Origin of the sequence: Paraburkholderia sp. UYCP14C (assembly GCF_004197395.1) — a bacterium.
In the GTDB taxonomy this organism is placed as follows: Bacteria; Pseudomonadota; Gammaproteobacteria; order Burkholderiales; family Burkholderiaceae; genus Paraburkholderia.
On sequence record NZ_SELS01000016.1, the window covers coordinates 1 to 20,538 of the forward strand.

Consider the following 20,538-nt stretch of genomic DNA (forward strand, 5'->3'; position numbering starts at 1 on the left):
AACCGTATGGGGCGCAACGGATGATCGGCCGGAACGAAGTCCTCAAGCTTGACCGTCGTGAAAAGAGCTTCCTGCATCTCATCCATTCCGCGCATCGAATTCACTGCCAAAGATCATGAACACAATATCCATAACGTTCGGCCCCAGGATCCCGTTTACGCGGGATCGAAATTCAACAGCCTGCTAAGGCCCGCATAGTCCAGGTGGGCGGCGAGAAATGCCGCACGCAAAAATTACTGCGCTGACCGCGGCGCGCCGATCTAGAAAGCGCCATGTCACTCAAGGCACAGCTTGTGGGATCCCAACGTTACCGTCTCGTCAAGTGCGGAGCGCTCTCGGTGAAAACTCTAAACGTGCAAGCTGAAGGCTTACTGAAGGCGTTGGAAGCGCTATGTGTTGTGGCCAACATTGCCGTTGCAACCGCGACGCCACGACCGTTGGCACAACAGGTGCAACGCTGCCGCGTCAGAGTCAGTGATTCTTTGCGCCAACTGTTCGGTTTACCACATGGCGAGCCATCCCGTTTCGTGCAGGATTGAAAATCCGCTACATCCATAGAGGTTGGGGCCGCGCCTTGACGCCCGTTCCACGCGGGCACACGAGGTATTGTCCTTCGACAAGAAAATTCAAAAACCGGGGAACAGAGATGCACACACACTACGACAACCTGAAGGTGGCGCCCAACGCCCCTCTGCCCGTCATCAAGGCGGCGTACCGGGTGCTATGCCAGCAGTATCACCCTGACCGCAATGACTCCCCGGACGCGACGCGGATCATGTCGATCCTCAACGACGCATGGACTGTACTCAGCGACGAGACCAAGCGCGCGGAGTATGACCGTCAGCTCGCCGCAGAGGCGGCTAAGGACCATTTCAGCGGGCCTACGAGCACGCCGCTGCGCAAGCCGCTATATGCAGTGCGTGAAATGCGCGGCGAAGGAGCGCGCTGGCGTCAGGCTGTCCAAGCCGCACGCCAGCGTAGCGAAGCGAAAGCGCCGGCGGAAAAAGCCGCGCATCGGCGTCGTGGTGTAGGGAAGCAATGGAAGGTACCGGCTCTATTGTGGCTTGCGTTACCGGTCCTGTTGGCCGTGGCGCTTTCGGTGTTCGGCTCTTCGTAGCGCGATGATTGTTTTCCCATAGGACCGGGGCCACCATGACCGACATTCGCCCGCGCCGTCACTCGCACGTGCAGGCGTCGGCTCTTTCCAGGAAACGGCCTGTCAATTCACGAGATCGAACGAGTCTTCATCCGCCATCGCGGACTCCTTCGTCCGGCGCCGATCCCTGGTTCCCGCGTGTGTTTCATGGCCTACTCATTTTGAAAGAGTCAGGCCATTTTTTCTGCTATGCACGTCTCAGCGGTGACCGGCTATTTGCCGTCTTGTGACTCTTATTATTTACGAGCCTCTTTTGCAGAGGTATGTGGTGCGCGACACATAGTGATTCCCGCGCCTTCAGAAAACCTTCAGCTTCCGCGTTTAGAGTTTTCATTCAGAAAGCCCTACCCGGTAACCCCGTTGCTGCATGGCCTGTCGTGAGGCCATCGTGGAACTACGTGCCGTCGGCGTCGCTCGCGCATCCCTTATCCCTAGTCTAGAGAATTCTAAAACAATCTTCTGAGGTTTTTGATGACTGTCAGAAACCAGATGAGCGCTGTCGTTTCGCCATTGCATCTGTGGGGTGTTTGGCTTATTGCGACTATCGTTGCATCTGTGCCATTCCTCACCACGTCAGTTCCTCCTCTTGGGCAACATTTCTACAATATCGTCCGGGTCGACATCCTTTCTCATCCGGCATCGTATGTTAGAAATTTCGTCGTTCAGTGGGATGTGTTGCCTGACCTTGCCATGGACCTGGCCGTCCCGTGGTTCACGAAGTTCATACCGGTAGAGTGGGCCACGTGGCTGTTTACCCTCGTCGAACTCGGGCTACTGACGTCGGGCTGCCTGGTGCTGAGTCGTGTTGCCAATGGCCGCTGGTCATGGTTACCGTTTATCAGCTTCCTGCTGCTCTATAACTGGATACTGATACGCGGCTACGACAACTTTCTGTTTGGTCTTGGCGTTTGCTTTTGGGCGATCGCCGCGCATGTGGCGTTGCGCAGGTCCACCCTCGCGCGGATCCTGGTCTCGTGCTGCAGTGCTCTTGTTATCTATTTTTGCCATCTGTTTCCGCTCGCCGTTTTCGCTCTGATCACCGGCACGTGGGAACTTGGCTGTCTTCTTCAAGAGAGGAAGCGCTCGATTCATTCACTGGCTCGCCACGCGGCCGCGAGCATTATTCCGTTGCTGCTTCCCTTTGCACTGTTGGTCCACAGCAGCACCGGCGGCCTTCATGGGGCAACCAACTTCGGCCTTTTCCGCGTACTCTCGAAGATCGCTTACTGCCTCGATGTCCTGTCGGTGGGCAACCGCGTAGCCGATGTGGCGATCGTGGCGGGGTTGGGTCTGTTCGTGGTCACTGGTCTCGTGAAAAGATGGTGGACGTGCGAGCCGGAGTTCCGGATAACCGTGTTCGCACTTCCGCTAGTAGTCCTGCTCGCACCGTTTGACGCGTTTGCTTCCTACGGGGTGATCGAGCGATGTGGGCTCAGTTTCGCGTTTTTGCTGACCGCGCTGGTTGGCGTAAAACCATCGGTGGCGCCACGTCTTCAACGTATCGGCGCGCTCATGCTCACGCTTGTCTTTGTCTTGCGGATTGCGACCGTGACCGAGGACTGGCGGGGCGGCCGGCCCGTCATTCAGGCTTACCGCAGTACGTTCGCGTCTCTGAAGGCTGGTTCCGTCCTGTTCCAGTACAAGCAGGACACCGCGTACCCGTCTCCATGGAAGGACCCCCACCGCTGGAACCCGTATCTGGACAAGGTGGTGGCGCTCGCAACAGTGGATGGCGTGCTCGTGCCGGATTTGTATCTCAAAGCGGGGCAACAACCGGTGCTCTACCGGAGCGAGAACGTAGCCCTGAGGCAGTTCCAGGATGAAAGCTCTAACCGGGACCCGGATTTCGAAGCAAATGGCGAGATGTTGCGCGCGTGGTCGACTGCACTGCTGGATCGTTTTCCGGACCTTCAAAGCCGGTTCACGGCGGTCTATCTTGCGGTGTTCGACCCGTACCGGCGCCTGCCCGAGACCCTTGATGGTTGGCAACTCGTTGCGACTTTACCCGAGCATCGGCTCTATGAACTGCGTCCCCGTTGAGATCAACTACTGATGTTGGACGAGCACGACGCATGAGAAATGCACGGTGTCGACAAGGCATCATCCATTGCAACGTCTTTGGCTCCGTTAAAAGCCTTCATCGTTGCAAGGCTGCGTTGGCTGCCTCCGTGAAAGGCTGAAGATTCGGCATTTATCTGTAGAACAATAATCTGGCTTCGAAAGCGTGTGAGGGCATATAAGCGAAACGAGAGGGTGGTCTTGAAATGAGTGACGTAAGCGTTCCCCTGTGCGTGGATCTCGACGGGACCCTAACCTCGACGGATTTGCTTGCCGAGTCGTTCCTGATGCTCGTCAAGAAAAATCCCATGTACTTATTTGCTTGCATCGTTTGGCTATTGAAGGGCAAAGCCTGCCTGAAGGCCGAAATTGCGAAGCGCATCTCGATCGACGTGTCGGTTTTACCTTACAACACGAGTTTCGTCAGCTATTTGCGCGACCAACGTAAAAGCGGGAGAGATCTTTATCTTTGTACGGCGTCCAATCAACAACTCGCTGATCAGATCGCCAGTCATTTCGGTTTCTTCAGCGGCGTGCTAGCCAGTGATGAAGTCCGCAATCTCAAGGGCAGTCAGAAGGGCTGTGTGCTAACTGACCACTTCGGTCATCGCGGTTTTGATTATTGCGGTAACGAACTAGCGGATTTGCCGGTCTGGAAGCAGGCGCGTGGGGCGATCGTGGTAGGCGATCACCGCATCGCGGCTGCGGCAGAGAAGGTCAACGAGGTCATCCTCATTTTTGAAGAAAAGCGTTCACTTTGGCGGCTGGTCGCCAAAGAGATGCGTGTCTATCAGTGGGTGAAGAACCTGCTGATCTTCGTGCCGCTTCTCGCGTCACACCGTTTCACTGATCTGCCGACGGTGCTGGCGGAAGTGACCGCCTTCTTTTCTTTCAGCTTTTGTGCGTCAGCCGGCTATCTGCTGAACGACATGCTCGACCTGAATGCCGATCGCCGCCATCCGAACAAAAAGCATCGCCCGTTCGCCTCGGGCCAACTCTCGCTCACATTCGGAATGATGCTCACGGTGACGCTTCTGATCGCGTCGGCCGCACTGGCGTCTCGATTGGACCCGCTGTTCGGTGTGGTATTGGCCGGCTATTTCGTCGCCACGCTGCTGTATTCGTTCAAGCTCAAGCGCCTCGTGCTCGTGGATGTCTTTGCTCTTGCCGCGCTCTACACGAGCCGCATCATAGCGGGCGGTACAGCTGGAGATATTGTCTTGTCCGACTGGCTCATCCTGTTCTCAGTGATGATGTTTCTGAGCCTTGCCATGGTAAAGCGCTATACCGAACTCGATGCGCTACTTCGCCATGGTGAGGCGTCCGCCTCGGGACGTGGCTATGACACGCACGATTTGGGCATTCTGCGTTCGTTCGGAACAGCTTCGGGATATGTTGCGGTGCTGATCCTTGCGCTTTACCTGAACTCTTCAGATGTCCACGCTCTCTATCGCCATCCCCACGCGTTGTGGGTGCTCTTCGGCTTGCTGCTGTATTGGATAAGTCGGGCGTGGATGCTTGCGTTCCGCGGTGAGATGCATGACGACCCTATTGTCTATGCAGTCAGGAACCGCTTTAGCCTGCTCGTCATTTTCCTGTGTGTGGTGACAGTTGTGGTGGCTGTGTAACCCGATTACCTGCTCACCGTTTCATACATCGCGCTTCTGTCAGTGGGTTCTCGTCGCGCGCTCGCGAGCCGAAGAGTCGGGGGACAGATGGTGTGGCAGCGGGAGCATCGAGCGCGTTGACACCTTGGCGCTTCGCCATCGCGTGCGTGTCTACCTGGGATTGCCCTGGGAAGGGCAATCCTGCTACTTCGGGTGCTGCAAATTCCTGGCTCAGGCCTTGCCCCATCGCGCTTTCGGCTTGCCGGGCGCGATTGTTTGCGTTTTGCAAACGTCATATTCGCCGCTTTCTCGGACACACTGCGCTGGACTGCCGATATCGTTTGAGCGTCGGCGGTCGATGCCAAAGCGGATCGGTAACCCGATGAATGGTGATGGCGCTCGCGAACGCCGTTCGAGGAGGGTTCCGGGCGCGTCGTGCGAACGCGCGAGCTTGCGTGCAGGAGACATCCATGAGAGAACAGACGAATACGAAAGACTGGCGCGGCATGGAGCAATTCGGCGTGCCACCTGCAGGTAAGCCGGGGCTCTCGTACTGGCGATCCAGCACGAGACCTTACACGCTCGATTACACGACGACCTCCGACACGATCTGCCTGGTCTTCGGGCACATCGTTACGCAAACCCGGTATGGCGACGAGCCGGCGAAGCCGCTCGCTTTCCGCCCGGAGACGGCGGCGTTCCACCCGCGCGGTTGCCGCTTGCGGGTGGATGCCACGAACGTCAGCGGGGGCTTCGTTGCGTTCAGCTGTGCGGATGCGGTCGAACGCGGCGTGAGCCGCAATACGATGACGCCGCTTCGGTACTCAGGCAATCGGGAAAACATCGATGTTGAAGGTGTCCGGCATCTGACCCGTTACGCACGCGCCCGATTGATGGGCGTGATGCAACCCGATCCGTGGGAAATGCAGTGCCTTTCCACCCTCGTCTATCTCGAGGTCGAGCAGGCGCTGAGCCGCCCTCCCGGTCGCCGGCTCCCAAAGCTCACCGACGTGAAGTTCGATCGACTCGAAGCCTATATTCGTGAGCATCTCGATTCCACGATCACGTGTGCCGATCTCGCGCGCGAACTCGACCTGCCGCTGCGTTCGGTTTTCGACGCCGTAAAGGCTCGCACGGGCCAGTCCTTATATCGACTCGTGATAGAACGTCGTCTCGACGCGGCCATGCACCTGCTTCGCGAAAGCGACATTCCCATCTGCGACGTGGCAGCGGCCTGCGGATTTGCCTCGCAACAGCATATGACGGCGTTGTTCTCACAGCGGCGAGCAACGACACCGCGCCGCGTGAGGGTCAGTCAAACAGGAGATAGATGAGAGTGCTTTACGGTCAATCGCGCGCGTTCAACCAGTCATAGCGAGCCGTGTCCCGGCCCGCGTAATCCGGGTCGAGATAGATATAGACGCGCTGGATTTTCCAATCCCGGATCTCGAACACGTCGCACCAGTTTCCGGCACCCCATGCGGGGACGCCGGCGCGCCAGGAGCCGTCGCGGTGCTCGCCGTGACTTGTGCCTTCGCAAACGATCACGTCGCTACCGGAGAATATCCAGTTGAAATGCGCGTAGTGATGTGAGATCGACTTCAGCGTGCGTCCGACGTCGCCAAAGAGTTTGCCGATCTGATCCTTGCCGTTGGCCACTCCCCATTTGGGAAAGAATACCAGGGCATCCTCAGCGAACAGGTCGAGGATGCTCCCTCCCGTTGAGGTTACGCCGCCATTGTCGAATGCCTTCAAATATTCGATTGCGACGGATTTCCGTTGCTCGTCGGTCATTGTTTGCATGGTCAGTGCCACGGTCTTCTCCATGTGATATTGATGTGCGAGGGTGCAGCGCGCGTTGCTTGCCGATCAATGCGCAACAGTTTGGACAGGGCGTTCAGCATGGGCGCTACGTGCCGCGAGATAGGCGAACGCCAGTATCGGCCCGAGCGTGGCACCGCCTGCCCAATAGGCACGTGCGGACGGCGATGCAACACAGTTGCCGACGCCGTAAAGGTGCGCGATTGGCGTTCCGTCGTGATCGAGCACTTGCCCGTGGCGGTTCGTCACCGGTCCGCCTTTGGTGTCGAGATTGCCGCCGGTCAGAAGTGTCGCGTAGTAGGGGCCAGCATCGCTAATCGGATACATCGTTGGGTTGGGCGCGGCAGGGTTGGTCGCAGCAGGGCCGTTGAACAGCACTTCGACCGGCCGTTCGCCGCGATGGTAGTCGAGATCACGGCCAGCCCGGGCGAATCCATTGAAGCGCTCGACCGTCGCGGGCAGATTCGCCTCGAAGTCTTCAGCGAAGTGCAGATTGCCGATCTGCGGGGCAAGCTCGGCCACGCGTGAGCGGATGTTGCGCGCAAGTTCTGCCAGTGTCTCGGCTTTGATTACATGGGCGTCATCGGTGCCCGGCGGCACGATGAAGCGTCCGTATTCGGCACTGGCGCTGTGCTGCTGGCTTCGTGCGTCCCAGATGGCGGCGAGCACCAGATTCGGATATGACGAGCTGGCGGGATCCCAGCTAAAGAATGCTTGCGCTGCTTCGTTGTACGCGAGCTTCTCGTTGGTGACGCGTTGGCCGTGCTGGTTCACATAGATCATCGAGTCGCCCGAAGCCGAGAATGTACCGACGAGGTTCGGATCATCGCGCAGGGCCTTCTCGAGAACGATGGGACACATCCAGGCATAGTTCATATTCCTAAGTTCGGCACCCGCAGCCGTGCCGATCCGCACGAAGTCGCCTTCATTGGAGCGGGCGGCGCAACCGCCGAACACCGGGGCGCTGAGAAAGTTCTTGCGCATCGTTTTATTGTGCGTAAAACCGCCAGAGCAAAATATGACGGCCTTGCGCGCGTTGAATACCGTCGATCCCGATTCGCCGAGCTGGGCTTCGACACCGGTTACGGTGCCATCTTCGTCGGTCAGCAAACGCTGCACGCGGCAACTGGTCCTCACTTCCACGCCGGCCTTGCGAGCTGCCTCCAGCATCGACCGGACGGCCACGGCGCCACCATCTGACATCGAATCGCAAGCGCCCTTCGGTAGCAGTACCCGCCCACGCGGTGCCTTGTCTTCGGGTAATTCCGCCCAATAGTCCGTGACGTCGGGGCAATGGCGGTATTCGAGGGCACCATGCTGCGCGAGGAGTTCGGCTGCAACGGTGGCGTTGTCGTAGATCGCCTCGCACATGTCGTATTCCCACGCTGTCATGCCGAAACGCGGGAGATCGGGGCTATAGGTTTCCGGGCGGGAGAGCCGCGCCATGTAGCGCAGGCAATCTTCCTTCTGATCTTCGATGCCCATTTCGCGCATCGCGCGATTGTTGGGTACCCAGTACCAGAAGGCGGCCTTGCGTGCGGTGCCGCCGACTTCCGGTGCCTTCTCGAGGAGCAACACCTTGTTGTCCTGCCATGCGGCAAAGAGGGCACAGGCCAGACCGGCCGCGCCAGCGCCCACGATGACGATGTCGAACAGCTCGGTTGGCGCGTTGGCTTCGAGTGAAAGAGAAGTTGTGTGCGTACGGGTATTCACGGGGACGTCTCCTGATTATCGCTTTCGACCTGATCGAGTCAGGCTTGAAGGTCAGGTTAGGCCGTTCTGGATTCGTGTTCTTCCAGATTTCGGCGTTTTGCGTATTCGTGCATGGGATGAGCCGTTCGGCTCCCTCATTGGTCGGGGCGTGGGTAATGCTGGCTTTGTGCATGCGATTCCGTGACCAGACGACTCGTGAAGCGGGTCAGTATCGCATGGTGGACTTGGGCGGGTAGGTGTTCGGACGCTATGGAAGCTCCTTCGCCGCAACGCCAGCTTGCCTGGAAACAGCGGTCGTCAGACATCCGGCGCTCAGCGACATGAATTGGCTTTTTCGGCGGCCCAATTATTCATCTCCAGCGATCTGTGCCATCGGGGGCCGAACTGATAAAGACGATCGTGATGGGCCGGTTGTCGTAACGGAAAAAACGGCTCAAGCTAAGGTCATACGCCGCGCACTGACACCCGTGCCGATGAGCGAAGCTGACGAAGGGACAAGGGCATGAGCCTGGTCGATTATCAACTGATGGAAGTGGCAAGCGGCAAGGCCGTGAAGATGTGGACGCAGGGCGTCGCGATTGAGGAGGCGGCTCGCCAGCAACTGAGAAACACGGCCCGCATGCCGTTCGTGTTCAGGCACATTGCCGTGATGCCCGACGCGCACCTGGGCAAAGGGTCGACGATCGGCAGCGTGATTCCGACGCAAGGGGCGATCATCCCGGCGGCGGTAGGCGTCGACATCGGCTGCGGGATGATGGCGGTTCGCGCAACCCTGAAGGCCGCGGACCTGCCAGATTCGCTTTCCCGCGTACGCGGCGCGATCGAGCGCGCAGTGCCGCACGGCGGTGCGCCGGGGCGACGCGACCAGGGCGCATGGTCGCGTCCGCCGCCGGCCGTCGACGACGCCTGGAACCTGCTGGCGCCCAGTTTTCAACGCATTGTCGACAAGTATCCTTCCCTCGCGCGCACGAACAACCACACGCACGTCGGCACGCTCGGCACCGGCAACCACTTCATCGAGGTATGCCTCGACGGAGATGACTGCGTCTGGTTCATGCTGCACAGCGGATCGCGCGGCGTGGGCAACGCGCTCGGGAGCCTCTTCATCGAGCTCGCTCAGGCCGACATGCGTCAACACCTCGCAAATCTTCCGGATAAGGATCTCGCATACTTCAAGGAAGGCAGCCGGCACTTCGATGACTACGTGGAAGCGGTCGACTGGGCACAGCGGTACGCGCGCTGCAACCGTGAGGTCATGATGAATGCCGTGATCGACGCGGTGCGCGCGACTATCGGCAAACCCTTCACCATCGACGAGCGCGCGGTGAACTGCCACCACAATTACGTGCAGAAGGAGCGGCATTTCGGCGCCGACGTGTTCGTGACGCGTAAAGGGGCGGTGTCGGCGCGAGCGGGTGAGCTCGGCATCATTCCGGGTTCGATGGGCACGAAGAGCTTCATCGTGCGCGGTCTCGGCAACGAAGAGAGTTTCTGCTCATGCAGTCACGGCGCCGGGCGCGCGATGAGCCGGAAGGAGGCCAAACGGCGGTTCACGGTCCACGATCAGATCAGGGCGACGGCGCACGTCGAATGCCGAAAGGATGCGGGGGTCGTCGATGAAATTCCGATGGCCTATAAGGACATCGACGCCGTGATGGCCGCACAGCGGAGCCTGGTCGAGGTGGTTCATACGCTGCGGCAGGTGGTTTGCGTGAAGGGTTAGGCTCTGATCGGCTTGCGACGGTCAGTCAATTCATAGGAGATGGATATGGCAACGGCAATCATTACCCCGAGGAATAACGGTCCGCTTCACATCAAAGGTGATTTCACGATCACGACGCAAGGGGGCAGGCAGATTCAAGTCGAGAAAGATGAGGTCTGGCTCTGCCGTTGCGGGCACTCGACTAACAAGCCGTTTTGCGACGGATCGCATCGGAAGATGGACTTTCAGAGTGATCTGGATGAGGGGGCGGGTCAGCAATAGGGTTGCGCCGTCGCGGGACGAGCGTGAATGACTCTTTTCAGGGCCACCGAAGGACTCTTCCCGTTAAGCGTTGTCCAACGCCTGCCGGCGTGCGAGGTCGCGTACTCTTCAGGTTTGTCCAACGCCTGCCCGCATGTGCTGACGCGCGCTTGCGAGCCTGCGGACATGGGCATGCGTCGAACAAACCTGAAGAGCCACTACCCTTAGCACACCGGCCTGAATAACCGTTTCGTTCCGGTGACATGCCCTTGACGTCTCGACCGTGCGACCGACGCCCACGAGTCGGACCTCAGCCGTCCCCGCACAACCATCAAAGCATCAATTCGAAGCAGTCCGATTCACGCTGCTCGGCAATTCAACAAAATCCTCGGTCCTATCCAATGCCTTCAGCGCGTCGAGCAGCGGAGGAGGCGGACAGATCAGCTTGCGCTTTTCCAGGTCGAGCCAACCGCCCGCCGAGGTCACGCGGGCCATCAGCTTGCCGTTGAGAAGAAATTCATTGCGCAACAGCATACGGCTTCCATCGACGGACAGGCCAGCGAGCGCAAAGCTGACCACTACCCGATCAAGCAGGTGGATCTCGCGAAAATATTCGATCTGATCCTTCATCACCACGGGTCCGATGCGCAGCTTCGCGAACTCCGACACCGAGTAACCCTGTTTCGCGAAATACATCATTCGCGCATCCACCGACTTGTCGAGATAGGCGGTGTTGCGCATATGCGAGTTGAAATCGATATCGCCCCAGCCCGCGAAGAGTTCAACCTCGAACATGGTAAGACCTCACGATAAGCGTTGTGCGTGACACATTCATACCTGCATACGTCGAGGTGAACGGGGCTCGTCAGTGCGGCGACGAAAGCAGTTTGAAACGCTTCCACAGCTTCTTCAATGTCCGATGATCGGCAGCAACGCGTGACGCAAGAAAGCCGCGTGCGAAGGCCGCGCCCGAGGCCGCCTCCGGCGACGTCTGCAACAGCGACTTCAGAAGCTGATCGGCGACGACGGCATCGTTGCGCCAGCCGAGATCATCCTGAAGCGCGGTGAGCGCGCCGACATAGTGGCGGACGGCCTGCCGCGGGCACAGCGATGCGAAGAACTCGGTGGCGTATCGAACTTTCTTCGCGGCGATGCGGGCGCGATGACGACGGTGATCGTCGAGATCGGCCAAACCCTTGCCACGTTTGATCAGTATCTCGTGCCGGCGACGGAGGACATCGGCGGCGAATGGCTTCACCGGGCCGCTGATCGCATTGCGCTGTTCGTCGGACATCTCATCTTGCCAACCCTTCCGATTCAGCCACAGCGCGAACTGGAGCGCGAGCCGCGTGTAGCGGACCGACTCGACCGCGGCAGCCGCACGGTTCCGGTTGTCGACGGCAATCTGCTCGCATGCCTGCACGACGGGCCGGATCTCGTCCGCATTGCCGTTGGCGCAGGCTTGTTCGAGCGTCGATCCCGCAAGCACTTCCCAGTCGCGCGCGGCGCCGAGTTCCGAAGCAATCCAGCGCAATTCTTCGTCGCATCCGGCCGAGGCGGGGATGACCGTCGAAAACAGGTCGAGAGCCGAACGCAGGCGGCGAAGTCCCACGCGCATCTGATGGACGCTCGACGGATCGTGGCCCGACACGACGCCCCGTTCATTCGCGTGGACCTGGTCCAGACAGTTGCGCGCAATCGCGCAGAATGCATCCTCGATCGAATCGCGTTTGTTCAGGCGCACTGGTTGCGCTTTCACCGCTTCGCTGTGCTCGCCTACGAGCAACGCATATCCGATATCTGCCTTGCTGCGATGGTCGATGCGCAGTGGCACGGTGTCGAGCATTTCCAGCGCGACGCGGTACAGCGCATCGGGATCGCCCTGTTTCAATTCCAGTTCCACCGCGGCGATCTGCACCGACCCCGACTCTGCCTCGATCGTTCCTTCGTCGAGCGCAAGCTCGAGTTCGTCCCCGGACGGCTGGCGCAGCGCAAACGCCGATCGGTTGATCCGCGTGACGAACACCGGCCTCAGTCGGGCCGCAACGGTCTCGTCGCGAATCAGCTTCCCGCAGTCGCTGTCGTCGGAGATCGGGTCGCGCAGCAAGTTCAGATCGGGCGCGTCGCTATTTACCGGCATCTCGAACTCGTCCCTCTCGAAGAGGCCCGCCTTGGCCGACCCTTCGAGCTTCAGCGTCTGGATTTTCTCGTTGCCGACCGTGCGCACGCGCAGCGTCGCTCCGCATCGGTGAAACGAAAAATCGGGTGTGTCGAAATACGTGCTGGTCAGCAGGTGAGGCGTTCCCGCGGGATTTTCCGATTGCGCAAGTAGCGGCGCGTGACGCAATTGGTCGAGATCTTCGTTCGCCACGCGCAGCTTTAGCTCCCGTTCCATGCCGCCTCCGAAATGAACGCCAGACTGTCAGACTACACCGGATTCGTCGGGCCCCGTCGCGACCGATTGTCCCCAGTGGCTGCTCCGATAAAAGTTATGCACAGAAAAAGTGGATAAGACGGTGGACAAGCCCTGGGCGAATACGCGTGAGGATTTGATTGCGCGCGGATCTACTGCGATATGCCGCGAAATGACAAGGCTGGTGATGCCATTTTGCGGATCCCAATGAAAGCGAGTTGGATTTCGTGCGTCGGTGCCGATATTCGCTGATTCGATTTGAATACCAAAACCGGACGCTCATTACTCGGCAAACATATCGATTTCGCCGCTTCGCTAAAGATCCTTCAATACCCAGAGCTTTGTATCTCAAGCTGATTTCTGATCATAGGCTATCTGCGCTTCCTCAACTTTGTGCCCATGCGAAGCCGCCCATGTTACGAGGCTCGCAAATGGGTTTTGCAGTGAGCGTCCAAGCGGGGTAATCGAATATTCAACGGCGACCGGCGAAGACGCGATAACACGGCGATCGACCAGGCCATTTCTTTCCAGTCGCCGCAATGCTTCGGTCAGCGCCTTATGAGTGATCGGATCAAGGCGCCTTTTGATTGCGTTGAACCGCGATGGTTCTGCACACAGCACGGTCAGGATCAGGACGGACCATTTATTCGTGATCTGTTCAAGAGCAACACGCACTGCACCGAATTCAGCCAATGGAGATTCCGAATTTTGAAGCATGGCGGTTTCCTTCCGTATATCTAATCTATGGTCGGTGCGTAATTGACACCAAATATACGCGATGTATCTTTGTCTAGCTATCCATACAAGGGGTGATTCATGTTGAAGCTCGAAGGAAAAGTTGCCGTGGTGACCGGCGGCAATAGCGGTATTGGACTTGCCGTAGCTCGGCGCCTTGCCGAGGAAGGCGCCTATGTTTTTATCGCGGGTCGTCGGCAGACCCAGCTCGATGAAGCCGTTCGTGCGATTGGCGGCCGTGTCGAGGCGGTCCAGTGTGACGTGACGAAGGCGGACGATCTTGATCGGCTGTTCGAGACGGTGAAGGGAAAGTCGCGCGGCCTGGATATTCTCGTCGTCGCATCCGGTATCAGCGAGTTCGCGACGCTAGACACGACGACGGACGAGCATTTCGACAGGCTCTTCAGCGTAAACGTTCGTGGGCTGGTGTTCACCGTGCAGCGTGCCGTTCAGCAAATGGCGAACGGCAGCAGCATTGTGCTGATCGGGTCGATCGCCGCATCGGTAGGCAACCCGGGATTCGGGACATACTCCGCGACGAAAGCGGCGGTTCAATCTTACGCTCGCAGCTGGAGCAAAGAATTGGCCGGACGCGGAATTCGGATCAACGTGGTGAGTCCCGGCCCCATCGACACGCCCATGTTCGACAACGTAAGCGATGAAGTGCGGCGCACACTGACCAATCTGATTCCTATGAGTCGTCTGGGCACGCCTGAGGAAGTGGCGAATACCGTGCTGTTTCTTGCTTCGGCCGACAGCACCTTCGTCACGGGTGCGGAACTACGTGTCGACGGGGGCATGACCGCCTGACGCTTGCCTCGACGGAACGCCTTGGTTTGGGATTTGTAAGGCTCGGTTGACGTCGACTTGACGACATATAGGGCGCCTTGATTGGGAAATGATCATTTCCTATAATCGCGGCATGACTACACGCAAGCATGCTGCCAGACAGGCGCGCGCGCCGGGTCGTCCACGCGAATTCGACATGGACGTCGCGCTGGACGGCGCAATACGGATCTTTCGCGAGCGTGGTTATCAAGGGACGTCCCTTGGCGACCTCGGTGCCGCGATGGGGCTCACGGCCGGCAGTATCTACAAGGCATTCGACGATAAGCGGGCGGTATTCCTTGCCGCGCTCGAGCGCTACATCCGCCTGCGAAACGGCCAGCTAAAGAGCCTGCTCGACGCGCAGCAGACCGGCCGCGACAAGGTATGGGCCGTTCTGCAGTTTTATGCCGAGTCGGCAATCGGCGATGAGGGCAGGCGAGGCTGTCTCGTAGTCGGAAGCGCAGTCGACCTGCTGGCCTTCGATGACGAGGTCGCGGGTCATGTGGTTGCCGCTTTGCAGCGAACGGAGCGTCTGTTGCGCCGCCTGATCCGACTGGGCCAGACCGACGGCTCGATCGCGTCCGCCGTCGATCCGGACGCTACCGGTCGCGCTCTGCTGAGTCTGACGCAAGGATTCAGGGTCGTCGGCAAAGTAGGGCGATCCCGGGCACACATGACGGCGGCGGCGGATCAGGCCATGCGCCTACTGGACTAACAGCCGCAACACATAACATCGCATCAGCTAGGCGTGCTGCTCGCCAATTTAGGAAACATCTATTTCCTAATGCTGGGTGTCTCGTGCCGGACCTCCGTGCGCGCGCAGCATGCGGGAATAGCTCAGGCGATGCCCGCGTGCTGCACGACGATCCACGCGGACCACGCAAGCAACGCAACGCCAAGTGGCTTGCCGATGGACCTGCCCCAGCTGAAATTCTTCTCGGCCGACATGATCGCGCCCAGCGCCAGCATCCAGCCGACGCTGCCTGTGCCGACCGCGAACATCAGCAGCATCAGCGCCCAACAGCAGCCGATGCAGAATGCGCCGTGATCGATGCCGAGCAGAAAGCTCTCGCGGCGCGCGCTCCTGCCGCGCCAATGCTCGGTGATGAACATCAGCGGCGAGCGGCATTTTTCGAGGCATCGATGCTTGAGGCTGCTGAACTGATAGAGGCCCGCCAGCGCGACGAGCGCGGCGCCGATCAGCCAGCCGTAGGCAAGCACGTTCGGAGATCGGTCCGCGAGCTGGTGGAGCGCTGCGTCGAAAGCGTGCGCGACGATGCCGAACAGTGCCCACGCGGTTGCATAACCGACGATCAGAAGCGCCATCAGCGCGCGCCTGTTTTCGCGCGCGACGGTCATCCGCCGGAAGGTGTCGAAGAGCGGGAAGGCGGTCGGCAGCATCATCGCGGCGATCATCAGCAGCCAGGCGGCGCTGTGCAGCAACGCCGCAATCGTGAGGCTCGCGCCGGGCACCTCGCGGCATAGCGCGCCGACGAACGGCAGTTCGGTCCAGCTCGCGTGACGCAGATACCGCGCGTAGGGCCCCGCGTCCCACATCCACAACACGATCCACGCGCTGGTCGTCAATGCGACGAACAGCGGCGCGAACAGCCGCGGGCGTGCGAGCACCGTCACGACACGAAGCTGAACGATCCCTGAATGGCGTTATGTCCGCTCAATGCCAGGTCGATACCGAGCTTTTCATGCCGCAAGCGGAAAGAGGTCGCCTTGCCGACGAAGGCAGGGGATCCCGGTATCGTCGAAAAGATGCTTTCGACCAGTTTGGTCGGCTCGCCGGTCGGGCCGCGATAGGGCTCCAAATCGGCCTCGATGGTATCGCCGACCTTCATCCTGCCCTTGCCGTCGACGACCGTGTATTCGATCGACGCGCGTTCCACGGCGACGACTTCGCCGATCAACTTCACGAGTTCCGCGAGGGGGCCGCCGCGCTGGCCACTCTGCACGCTGACCAGCGCGTCGAATTGCGCGTCGCTCGCGCGCTCGTCGACGAACATCGCGACTCGCCAGCCGCCTTTCAGCACATTGCCGGGAATGAACGCCGCCAACGCCACCGTCAGGCCCGACACATCGACGCCGTCGATCGTGCCTTGCTCGTAGTGGTAAGCAAGCGCGCTGCGGCAAACGCCGTTATCGGGATCTTCTCCGATCCAGCACGGACACAGAACCTTGCATTCACACACCTCGAGGATGCTGCCCATCAGTTGATAGCTCATTCGCGCCTCCGCTGCCGGTTGGATCCGGCCGGGAAGAACCTCGCCGGACATTCTTTGTTGTAGGCGTTAGGCGGGCAGGAATCAAAGCGTTTGGGGCACTGCGAATGATTGAAGCGGCTTGCGCAGTCGGTGCTTTGGCAGCGCCGGGGGAGGCGGGGGGCGCATCGACGGATTCTGTAGTCAGTCTTATATAAGACATAAGACATTTGACCTTGAAGGGGTATTGCAATTAAAATCGCGATCGAAGCAGCAGTGCCCGGCACAGCTTGGAGTGCCTTAAAAGCCTTTCCCTGAAACGCAAATACCAGCAGGTCCCCCATGCTTGAAAACTTTCGTGCTCACGTGGCCGCACGCGCCGCGCTCGGCATTCCTCCCCTGCCGCTGACGGCTCAGCAGACCGCCGAGCTGGTTGAACTCCTGACGAACCCGCCCGCCGGCGAAGAGCAGACGCTGCTCGACCTGATCACCAACCGCGTGCCCGCCGGCGTTGACGAAGCCGCCCGCGTGAAGGCAGGTTTCCTCGCCGCCGTGGCCAAAGGCCAGACCGCCTGCGCGCTGATCTCGCGCGCCCGCGCGACCGAACTGCTCGGCACGATGCTGGGCGGCTACAACATCCAGCCGCTGATCGAATTGCTGTCCGACGCCGAAGTGGGCACGGTGGCCGCCGAGGCGCTGAAGAAGACCCTGCTGATGTTCGACCAGTTCCACGACGTCAAGGAACTGGCCGACAAGGGCAACGCCAATGCGAAGGCCGTGCTGCAAAGCTGGGCCGACGCGGAATGGTTCACGAGCCGTCCGGAAGTGCCGCAAAGCCTGACCATCACCGTCTTCAAGGTGACCGGCGAAACCAACACCGACGACCTGTCGCCGGCCCCGGATGCGACCACCCGTCCCGACATCCCGATGCACGCGCTGGCGATGCTGAAGAACGCGCGCCCCGGCATCACCCCGGAAGAAGACGGCAAGCGCGGCCCGATCAAGTTCATCGAATCGCTGAAGGAAAAGGGCCACCTGGTCGCCTACGTGGGCGACGTGGTCGGCACCGGCTCCTCGCGCAAGTCGGCCACCAACTCGGTGCTGTGGTTCACGGGCGAAGACATCCCCTTCATCCCGAACAAGCGCTTCGGCGGCGTGTGCCTCGGCGGCAAGATCGCCCCGATCTTCTACAACACGATGGAAGACGCCGGCGCGCTGCCGATCGAACTCGACGTGTCGCAGATGGAAATGGGCGACGTGGTCGAACTGCGCCCGTACGAAGGCAAAGCCCTGAAGAACGGCGAACTGATCGCCGAGTTCCAGGTCAAGTCCGACGTGCTGTTCGACGAAGTGCGCGCCGGCGGCCGCATTCCGCTGATCATCGGCCGCGGCCTGACCGCCAAGGCGCGTGAAGCGCTGGGCCTCGCGCCGTCGACGCTGTTCCGTCTGCCGCAGCAGCCGGCCAACAGCGGCAAGGGCTTCTCGCTGGCCCAGAAGATGGTCGGCCGCGCGTGCGGTCTGCCGGAAGGCCAGGGCGTCCGTCCGGGCACGTACTGCGAACCGAAGATGACCTCGGTCGGCTCGCAGGACACCACGGGCCCGATGACCCGCGACGAACTGAAGGACCTGGCGTGCCTCGGCTTCTCGGCCGATCTCGTCATGCAGTCGTTCTGCCACACCGCCGCTTATCCGAAGCCGGTGGACGTGAAGACCCACCAGACGCTGCCGAACTTCATCAGCAACCGTGGCGGCATCGCGCTGCGCCCGGGCGACGGCGTGATCCACTCGTGGCTGAACCGCATGCTGCTGCCCGACACCGTGGGCACCGGCGGCGACTCGCACACGCGTTTCCCGATCGGCATCAGCTTCCCGGCCGGTTCGGGTCTGGTCGCGTTCGCGGCCGCCACCGGCACGATGCCGCTGGACATGCCGGAATCGGTGCTGGTCCGCTTCAAGGGCAAGATGCAGCCGGGCGTGACCCTGCGCGACCTGGTCAACGCGATTCCGCTGTACGCGATCAAGCAAGGCACGCTGACGGTGGCCAAGCAAGGCAAGAAGAACATCTTCTCCGGCCGCATTCTCGAAATCGAAGGCCTGCCCGATCTGAAGGTCGAGCAAGCGTTCGAACTGTCGGATGCGTCGGCTGAGCGTTCGGCCGCCGGTTGCACGGTGCACCTGAACAAGGAACCGATCATCGAATACCTGAACAGCAACGTCACGCTGCTGAAGTGGATGATCGCCCAGGGCTACCAGGACCCGCGCAGCCTGCAGCGCCGCATCAAGGCGATGGAGCAGTGGCTGGCGGACCCGCAACTGCTGTCGCCGGATGCCGACGCCGAGTACGCAGCCGTCATCGAGATCGATCTCGCCGACATCCACGAGCCGATCGTGGCCTGCCCGAACGATCCGGACGACGTGAAGACGCTGTCGGACGTGGCCGGTGCGAAGATCGACGAAGTGTTCATCGGCTCGTGCATGACCAACATCGGTCACTTCCGTGCGGCGTCGAAGCTGCTGGAAGGCAAGCGCGACATCCCGGTCAAGCTGTGGGTGGCCCCGCCGACCAAGATGGATCAGAAGCAGCTGACCGAGGAAGGCCACTACGGCGTGTTCGGCACGGCCGGTGCACGTACCGAAATGCCGGGCTGCTCGCTGTGCATGGGCAACCAGGCACAGGTGCGTGAAGGCGCGACGGTCATGTCGACCTCGACCCGCAACTTCCCGAACCGCCTCGGCAAGAACACGAACGTGTACCTCGGCTCGGCGGAACTGGCGGCGATCTGCTCGCGTCTGGGCAAGATCCCGAGCAAGGAAGAGTACATGGCCGACATGGGCGTGCTGAACGCCAATGGCGACAAGATCTATCAATACATGAACTTCGACAAGATCGAAGACTTCAAGGAAGTCGCCGACTCCGTGACGATGTAAGTGTGCTATCGGGCTACGGCGTGTCGTTCTCGTCGTAGCGCCACGAAATGGCGCCGTGGGCTGAATGCCTGCGGCGCCATTTTTTTTTTTGCGGCGTTGGAATCTCAGGGCCTGGCCATAGTCGACCCGCACCGCAAGATAAATCCCGCGACCTGGTCCAACGCGTGTCGGGCGCTTGCAAGCTCGTCGGTCGAGCGCTGGAATACGTGATGAAGTCCCTCGTAGATTTCCAGTTGCACGGTGTTTCCCCGCTGCGCAGCGGCCGCCGCGTAGCGGCGCGCGTCGTCGAGCAGCAGTTCGTCCGTGCCGACCTGAATGGCGAGCGGCGGCAGATGCTCGGGCACGTGATACAGCGGCGATGCGCGTCGGTCTGCGGGATCGGCTGACCCAAGGTACGCGGCGGCGGCATCGGCGAGGATCGGCCGCGTCAGCACCAGGTCGCGGGTCTCTTCGCTGCGCGACGACGGGCCCGTCAACGCGAGATCAAGCCACGGCGAAAAAGTGGCGACGCAAGTAACGTTCATCGACGGGCCTCCATCAGCGCCCAGCGCCGCAAGCGCGAGCGCGCCGCCTGCCGAGTCGCCAACCAGCGCGATGTCGCGAATGCCCGACGTCGCCAGCCACCGCAGCGCTTCGACGGTGGCATCGTATGCCGCGGGAAACGGATGCTCGGGCGCAAGCGGGTAGTCGAGAACGAAGGTGTCGATGCCGGCACGCACCGCGATCTGACTCGCCAGGCCGCGATAGCCGGTGGCAGACCCGAGCACGAACGCGCCTCCATGCAGAAAGAGGATCGCGCGGCCGGCCACGGCGGATTCGGGCCGAACCCACCAACCCTTTACGTTCGCGCTGTCGACTCTTTCAAGATCGATGCCATCCGCTATCGGCGTTTGCGCCGTCATCGCGTCGTAGGCCTCGCGCATGGCGCCGCCGGATTCAGCAAAAAGCCGCTGGGTGCGGTCGAGCACCGAGATCGCCGCGTCGCGGTCGTCATCATTCAGGCGGTGCCGCATTTCGATCAGGTTGGTCTGCTGTACGTCGTTCATCGTTGATCCTTCGTTGGCTTGGCGGGTGGTCGATGGACAGACGATATCGATTCCGTGCAG

The 20,538-nt window shown here is 60.4% G+C and carries 18 protein-coding genes; 10 read left to right on the plus strand and 8 right to left on the minus strand.

All coding sequences use genetic code 11. The annotated features are described in order from the left end of the window. The first annotated feature begins 272 nt into the window (after positions 1 to 272). The 5 genes from EVC45_RS16620 to EVC45_RS16640 all read left to right on the plus strand — a co-directional run bounded on the left by EVC45_RS16620 (position 273) and on the right by EVC45_RS16640 (position 6,155). Positions 273 to 539 carry a hypothetical protein gene (locus EVC45_RS16620; RefSeq protein ID WP_129959037.1) on the plus strand — a complete coding sequence of 89 codons (267 nt, stop codon included), beginning with the start codon at positions 273 to 275 and terminating at the stop codon, positions 537 to 539. A gap of 107 nt (positions 540 to 646) precedes the next feature. Continuing rightward, positions 647 to 1,117, plus strand: coding sequence for a DnaJ domain-containing protein (locus EVC45_RS16625; protein ID WP_129959038.1), 471 nt, complete (start codon positions 647 to 649; stop codon positions 1,115 to 1,117). A 510-nt stretch (positions 1,118 to 1,627) separates the two neighbouring features. Next, entirely contained in the window at positions 1,628 to 3,196 is a 1,569-nt protein-coding gene (locus EVC45_RS16630; protein ID WP_129959039.1) for a hypothetical protein, read from the plus strand. A 224-nt stretch (positions 3,197 to 3,420) separates the two neighbouring features. Then, positions 3,421 to 4,842, plus strand: a complete 1,422-nt coding sequence (locus EVC45_RS16635) for a UbiA family prenyltransferase (protein WP_129959040.1) — start codon at positions 3,421 to 3,423, stop codon at positions 4,840 to 4,842. 365 nt (positions 4,843 to 5,207) lie between these two features. After that, positions 5,208 to 6,155, plus strand: a complete 948-nt coding sequence (locus tag EVC45_RS16640) for a helix-turn-helix domain-containing protein (protein WP_248295155.1) — start codon at positions 5,208 to 5,210, stop codon at positions 6,153 to 6,155. 13 nt (positions 6,156 to 6,168) lie between these two features. On the opposite strand, the gene EVC45_RS16645 is transcribed toward EVC45_RS16640, so the two are convergent. Together EVC45_RS16645 and EVC45_RS16650 are read right to left on the minus strand one after the other, a co-directional pair. After that, positions 6,169 to 6,636, minus strand: coding sequence for a nuclear transport factor 2 family protein (locus tag EVC45_RS16645; protein ID WP_306770778.1), 468 nt, complete (start codon positions 6,634 to 6,636; stop codon positions 6,169 to 6,171). A 54-nt stretch (positions 6,637 to 6,690) separates the two neighbouring features. Next, positions 6,691 to 8,355 (minus strand): FAD-dependent oxidoreductase, encoded by a 1,665-nt coding sequence (locus EVC45_RS16650; protein WP_129959041.1) that lies wholly within the window; start codon positions 8,353 to 8,355, stop codon positions 6,691 to 6,693. Positions 8,356 to 8,857: 502 nt separating this feature from the next. Between EVC45_RS16650 and EVC45_RS16655 the strand changes: the two genes are divergently transcribed. Both EVC45_RS16655 and EVC45_RS16660 read left to right on the plus strand, forming a co-directional pair. Next, positions 8,858 to 10,078: an RtcB family protein gene (locus EVC45_RS16655; RefSeq protein WP_129959042.1), complete on the plus strand. Its 1,221-nt coding sequence runs from the start codon at positions 8,858 to 8,860 to the stop codon at positions 10,076 to 10,078. Between the two features lie 45 nt (positions 10,079 to 10,123). After that, positions 10,124 to 10,339, plus strand: coding sequence for a CDGSH iron-sulfur domain-containing protein (locus tag EVC45_RS16660; RefSeq protein ID WP_129959043.1), 216 nt, complete (start codon positions 10,124 to 10,126; stop codon positions 10,337 to 10,339). Between the two features lie 318 nt (positions 10,340 to 10,657). Here the strand turns inward: EVC45_RS16660 and EVC45_RS16665 are convergent, their stop codons facing one another. The 3 genes from EVC45_RS16665 to EVC45_RS16675 all read right to left on the minus strand — a co-directional run bounded on the left by EVC45_RS16665 (position 10,658) and on the right by EVC45_RS16675 (position 13,448). Next, positions 10,658 to 11,113 carry a thioesterase family protein gene (locus EVC45_RS16665; protein ID WP_129959044.1) on the minus strand — a complete coding sequence of 152 codons (456 nt, stop codon included), beginning with the start codon at positions 11,111 to 11,113 and terminating at the stop codon, positions 10,658 to 10,660. Positions 11,114 to 11,183: 70 nt separating this feature from the next. Further along, positions 11,184 to 12,713, minus strand: a complete 1,530-nt coding sequence (locus EVC45_RS16670; protein WP_129959045.1) for a CYTH and CHAD domain-containing protein — start codon at positions 12,711 to 12,713, stop codon at positions 11,184 to 11,186. A gap of 366 nt (positions 12,714 to 13,079) precedes the next feature. After that, positions 13,080 to 13,448, minus strand: coding sequence for a helix-turn-helix domain-containing protein (locus EVC45_RS16675; RefSeq protein WP_129959046.1), 369 nt, complete (start codon positions 13,446 to 13,448; stop codon positions 13,080 to 13,082). A 99-nt stretch (positions 13,449 to 13,547) separates the two neighbouring features. Here EVC45_RS16675 and EVC45_RS16680 point away from each other — a divergent pair, with 99 nt between their 5' ends. Together EVC45_RS16680 and EVC45_RS16685 are read left to right on the plus strand one after the other, a co-directional pair. After that, a complete protein-coding gene (locus EVC45_RS16680; protein WP_129959047.1) occupies positions 13,548 to 14,276 on the plus strand; it encodes an SDR family NAD(P)-dependent oxidoreductase in 729 nt (242 codons plus the stop codon). A gap of 175 nt (positions 14,277 to 14,451) precedes the next feature. Next, complete coding sequence (locus EVC45_RS16685) at positions 14,452 to 15,009, plus strand: TetR/AcrR family transcriptional regulator (RefSeq protein WP_129959176.1); 558 nt, start codon at positions 14,452 to 14,454, stop codon at positions 15,007 to 15,009. Between the two features lie 122 nt (positions 15,010 to 15,131). Here the strand turns inward: EVC45_RS16685 and EVC45_RS16690 are convergent, their stop codons facing one another. Together EVC45_RS16690 and EVC45_RS16695 are read right to left on the minus strand one after the other, a co-directional pair. Continuing rightward, entirely contained in the window at positions 15,132 to 15,851 is a 720-nt protein-coding gene (locus EVC45_RS16690) for a DUF2182 domain-containing protein (protein ID WP_168991494.1), read from the minus strand. A 74-nt stretch (positions 15,852 to 15,925) separates the two neighbouring features. Continuing rightward, complete coding sequence (locus EVC45_RS16695) at positions 15,926 to 16,528, minus strand: DUF1326 domain-containing protein (protein ID WP_129959049.1); 603 nt, start codon at positions 16,526 to 16,528, stop codon at positions 15,926 to 15,928. A gap of 318 nt (positions 16,529 to 16,846) precedes the next feature. Here EVC45_RS16695 and acnB point away from each other — a divergent pair, with 318 nt between their 5' ends. Beyond that, positions 16,847 to 19,432 carry a bifunctional aconitate hydratase 2/2-methylisocitrate dehydratase gene (acnB, locus tag EVC45_RS16700; RefSeq protein WP_129959050.1) on the plus strand — a complete coding sequence of 862 codons (2,586 nt, stop codon included), beginning with the start codon at positions 16,847 to 16,849 and terminating at the stop codon, positions 19,430 to 19,432. A gap of 104 nt (positions 19,433 to 19,536) precedes the next feature. Here the strand turns inward: acnB and EVC45_RS16705 are convergent, their stop codons facing one another. Continuing rightward, a complete protein-coding gene (locus EVC45_RS16705) occupies positions 19,537 to 20,478 on the minus strand; it encodes an alpha/beta hydrolase fold domain-containing protein (RefSeq protein ID WP_129959051.1) in 942 nt (313 codons plus the stop codon). Positions 20,479 to 20,538: the final 60 nt, after the last annotated feature.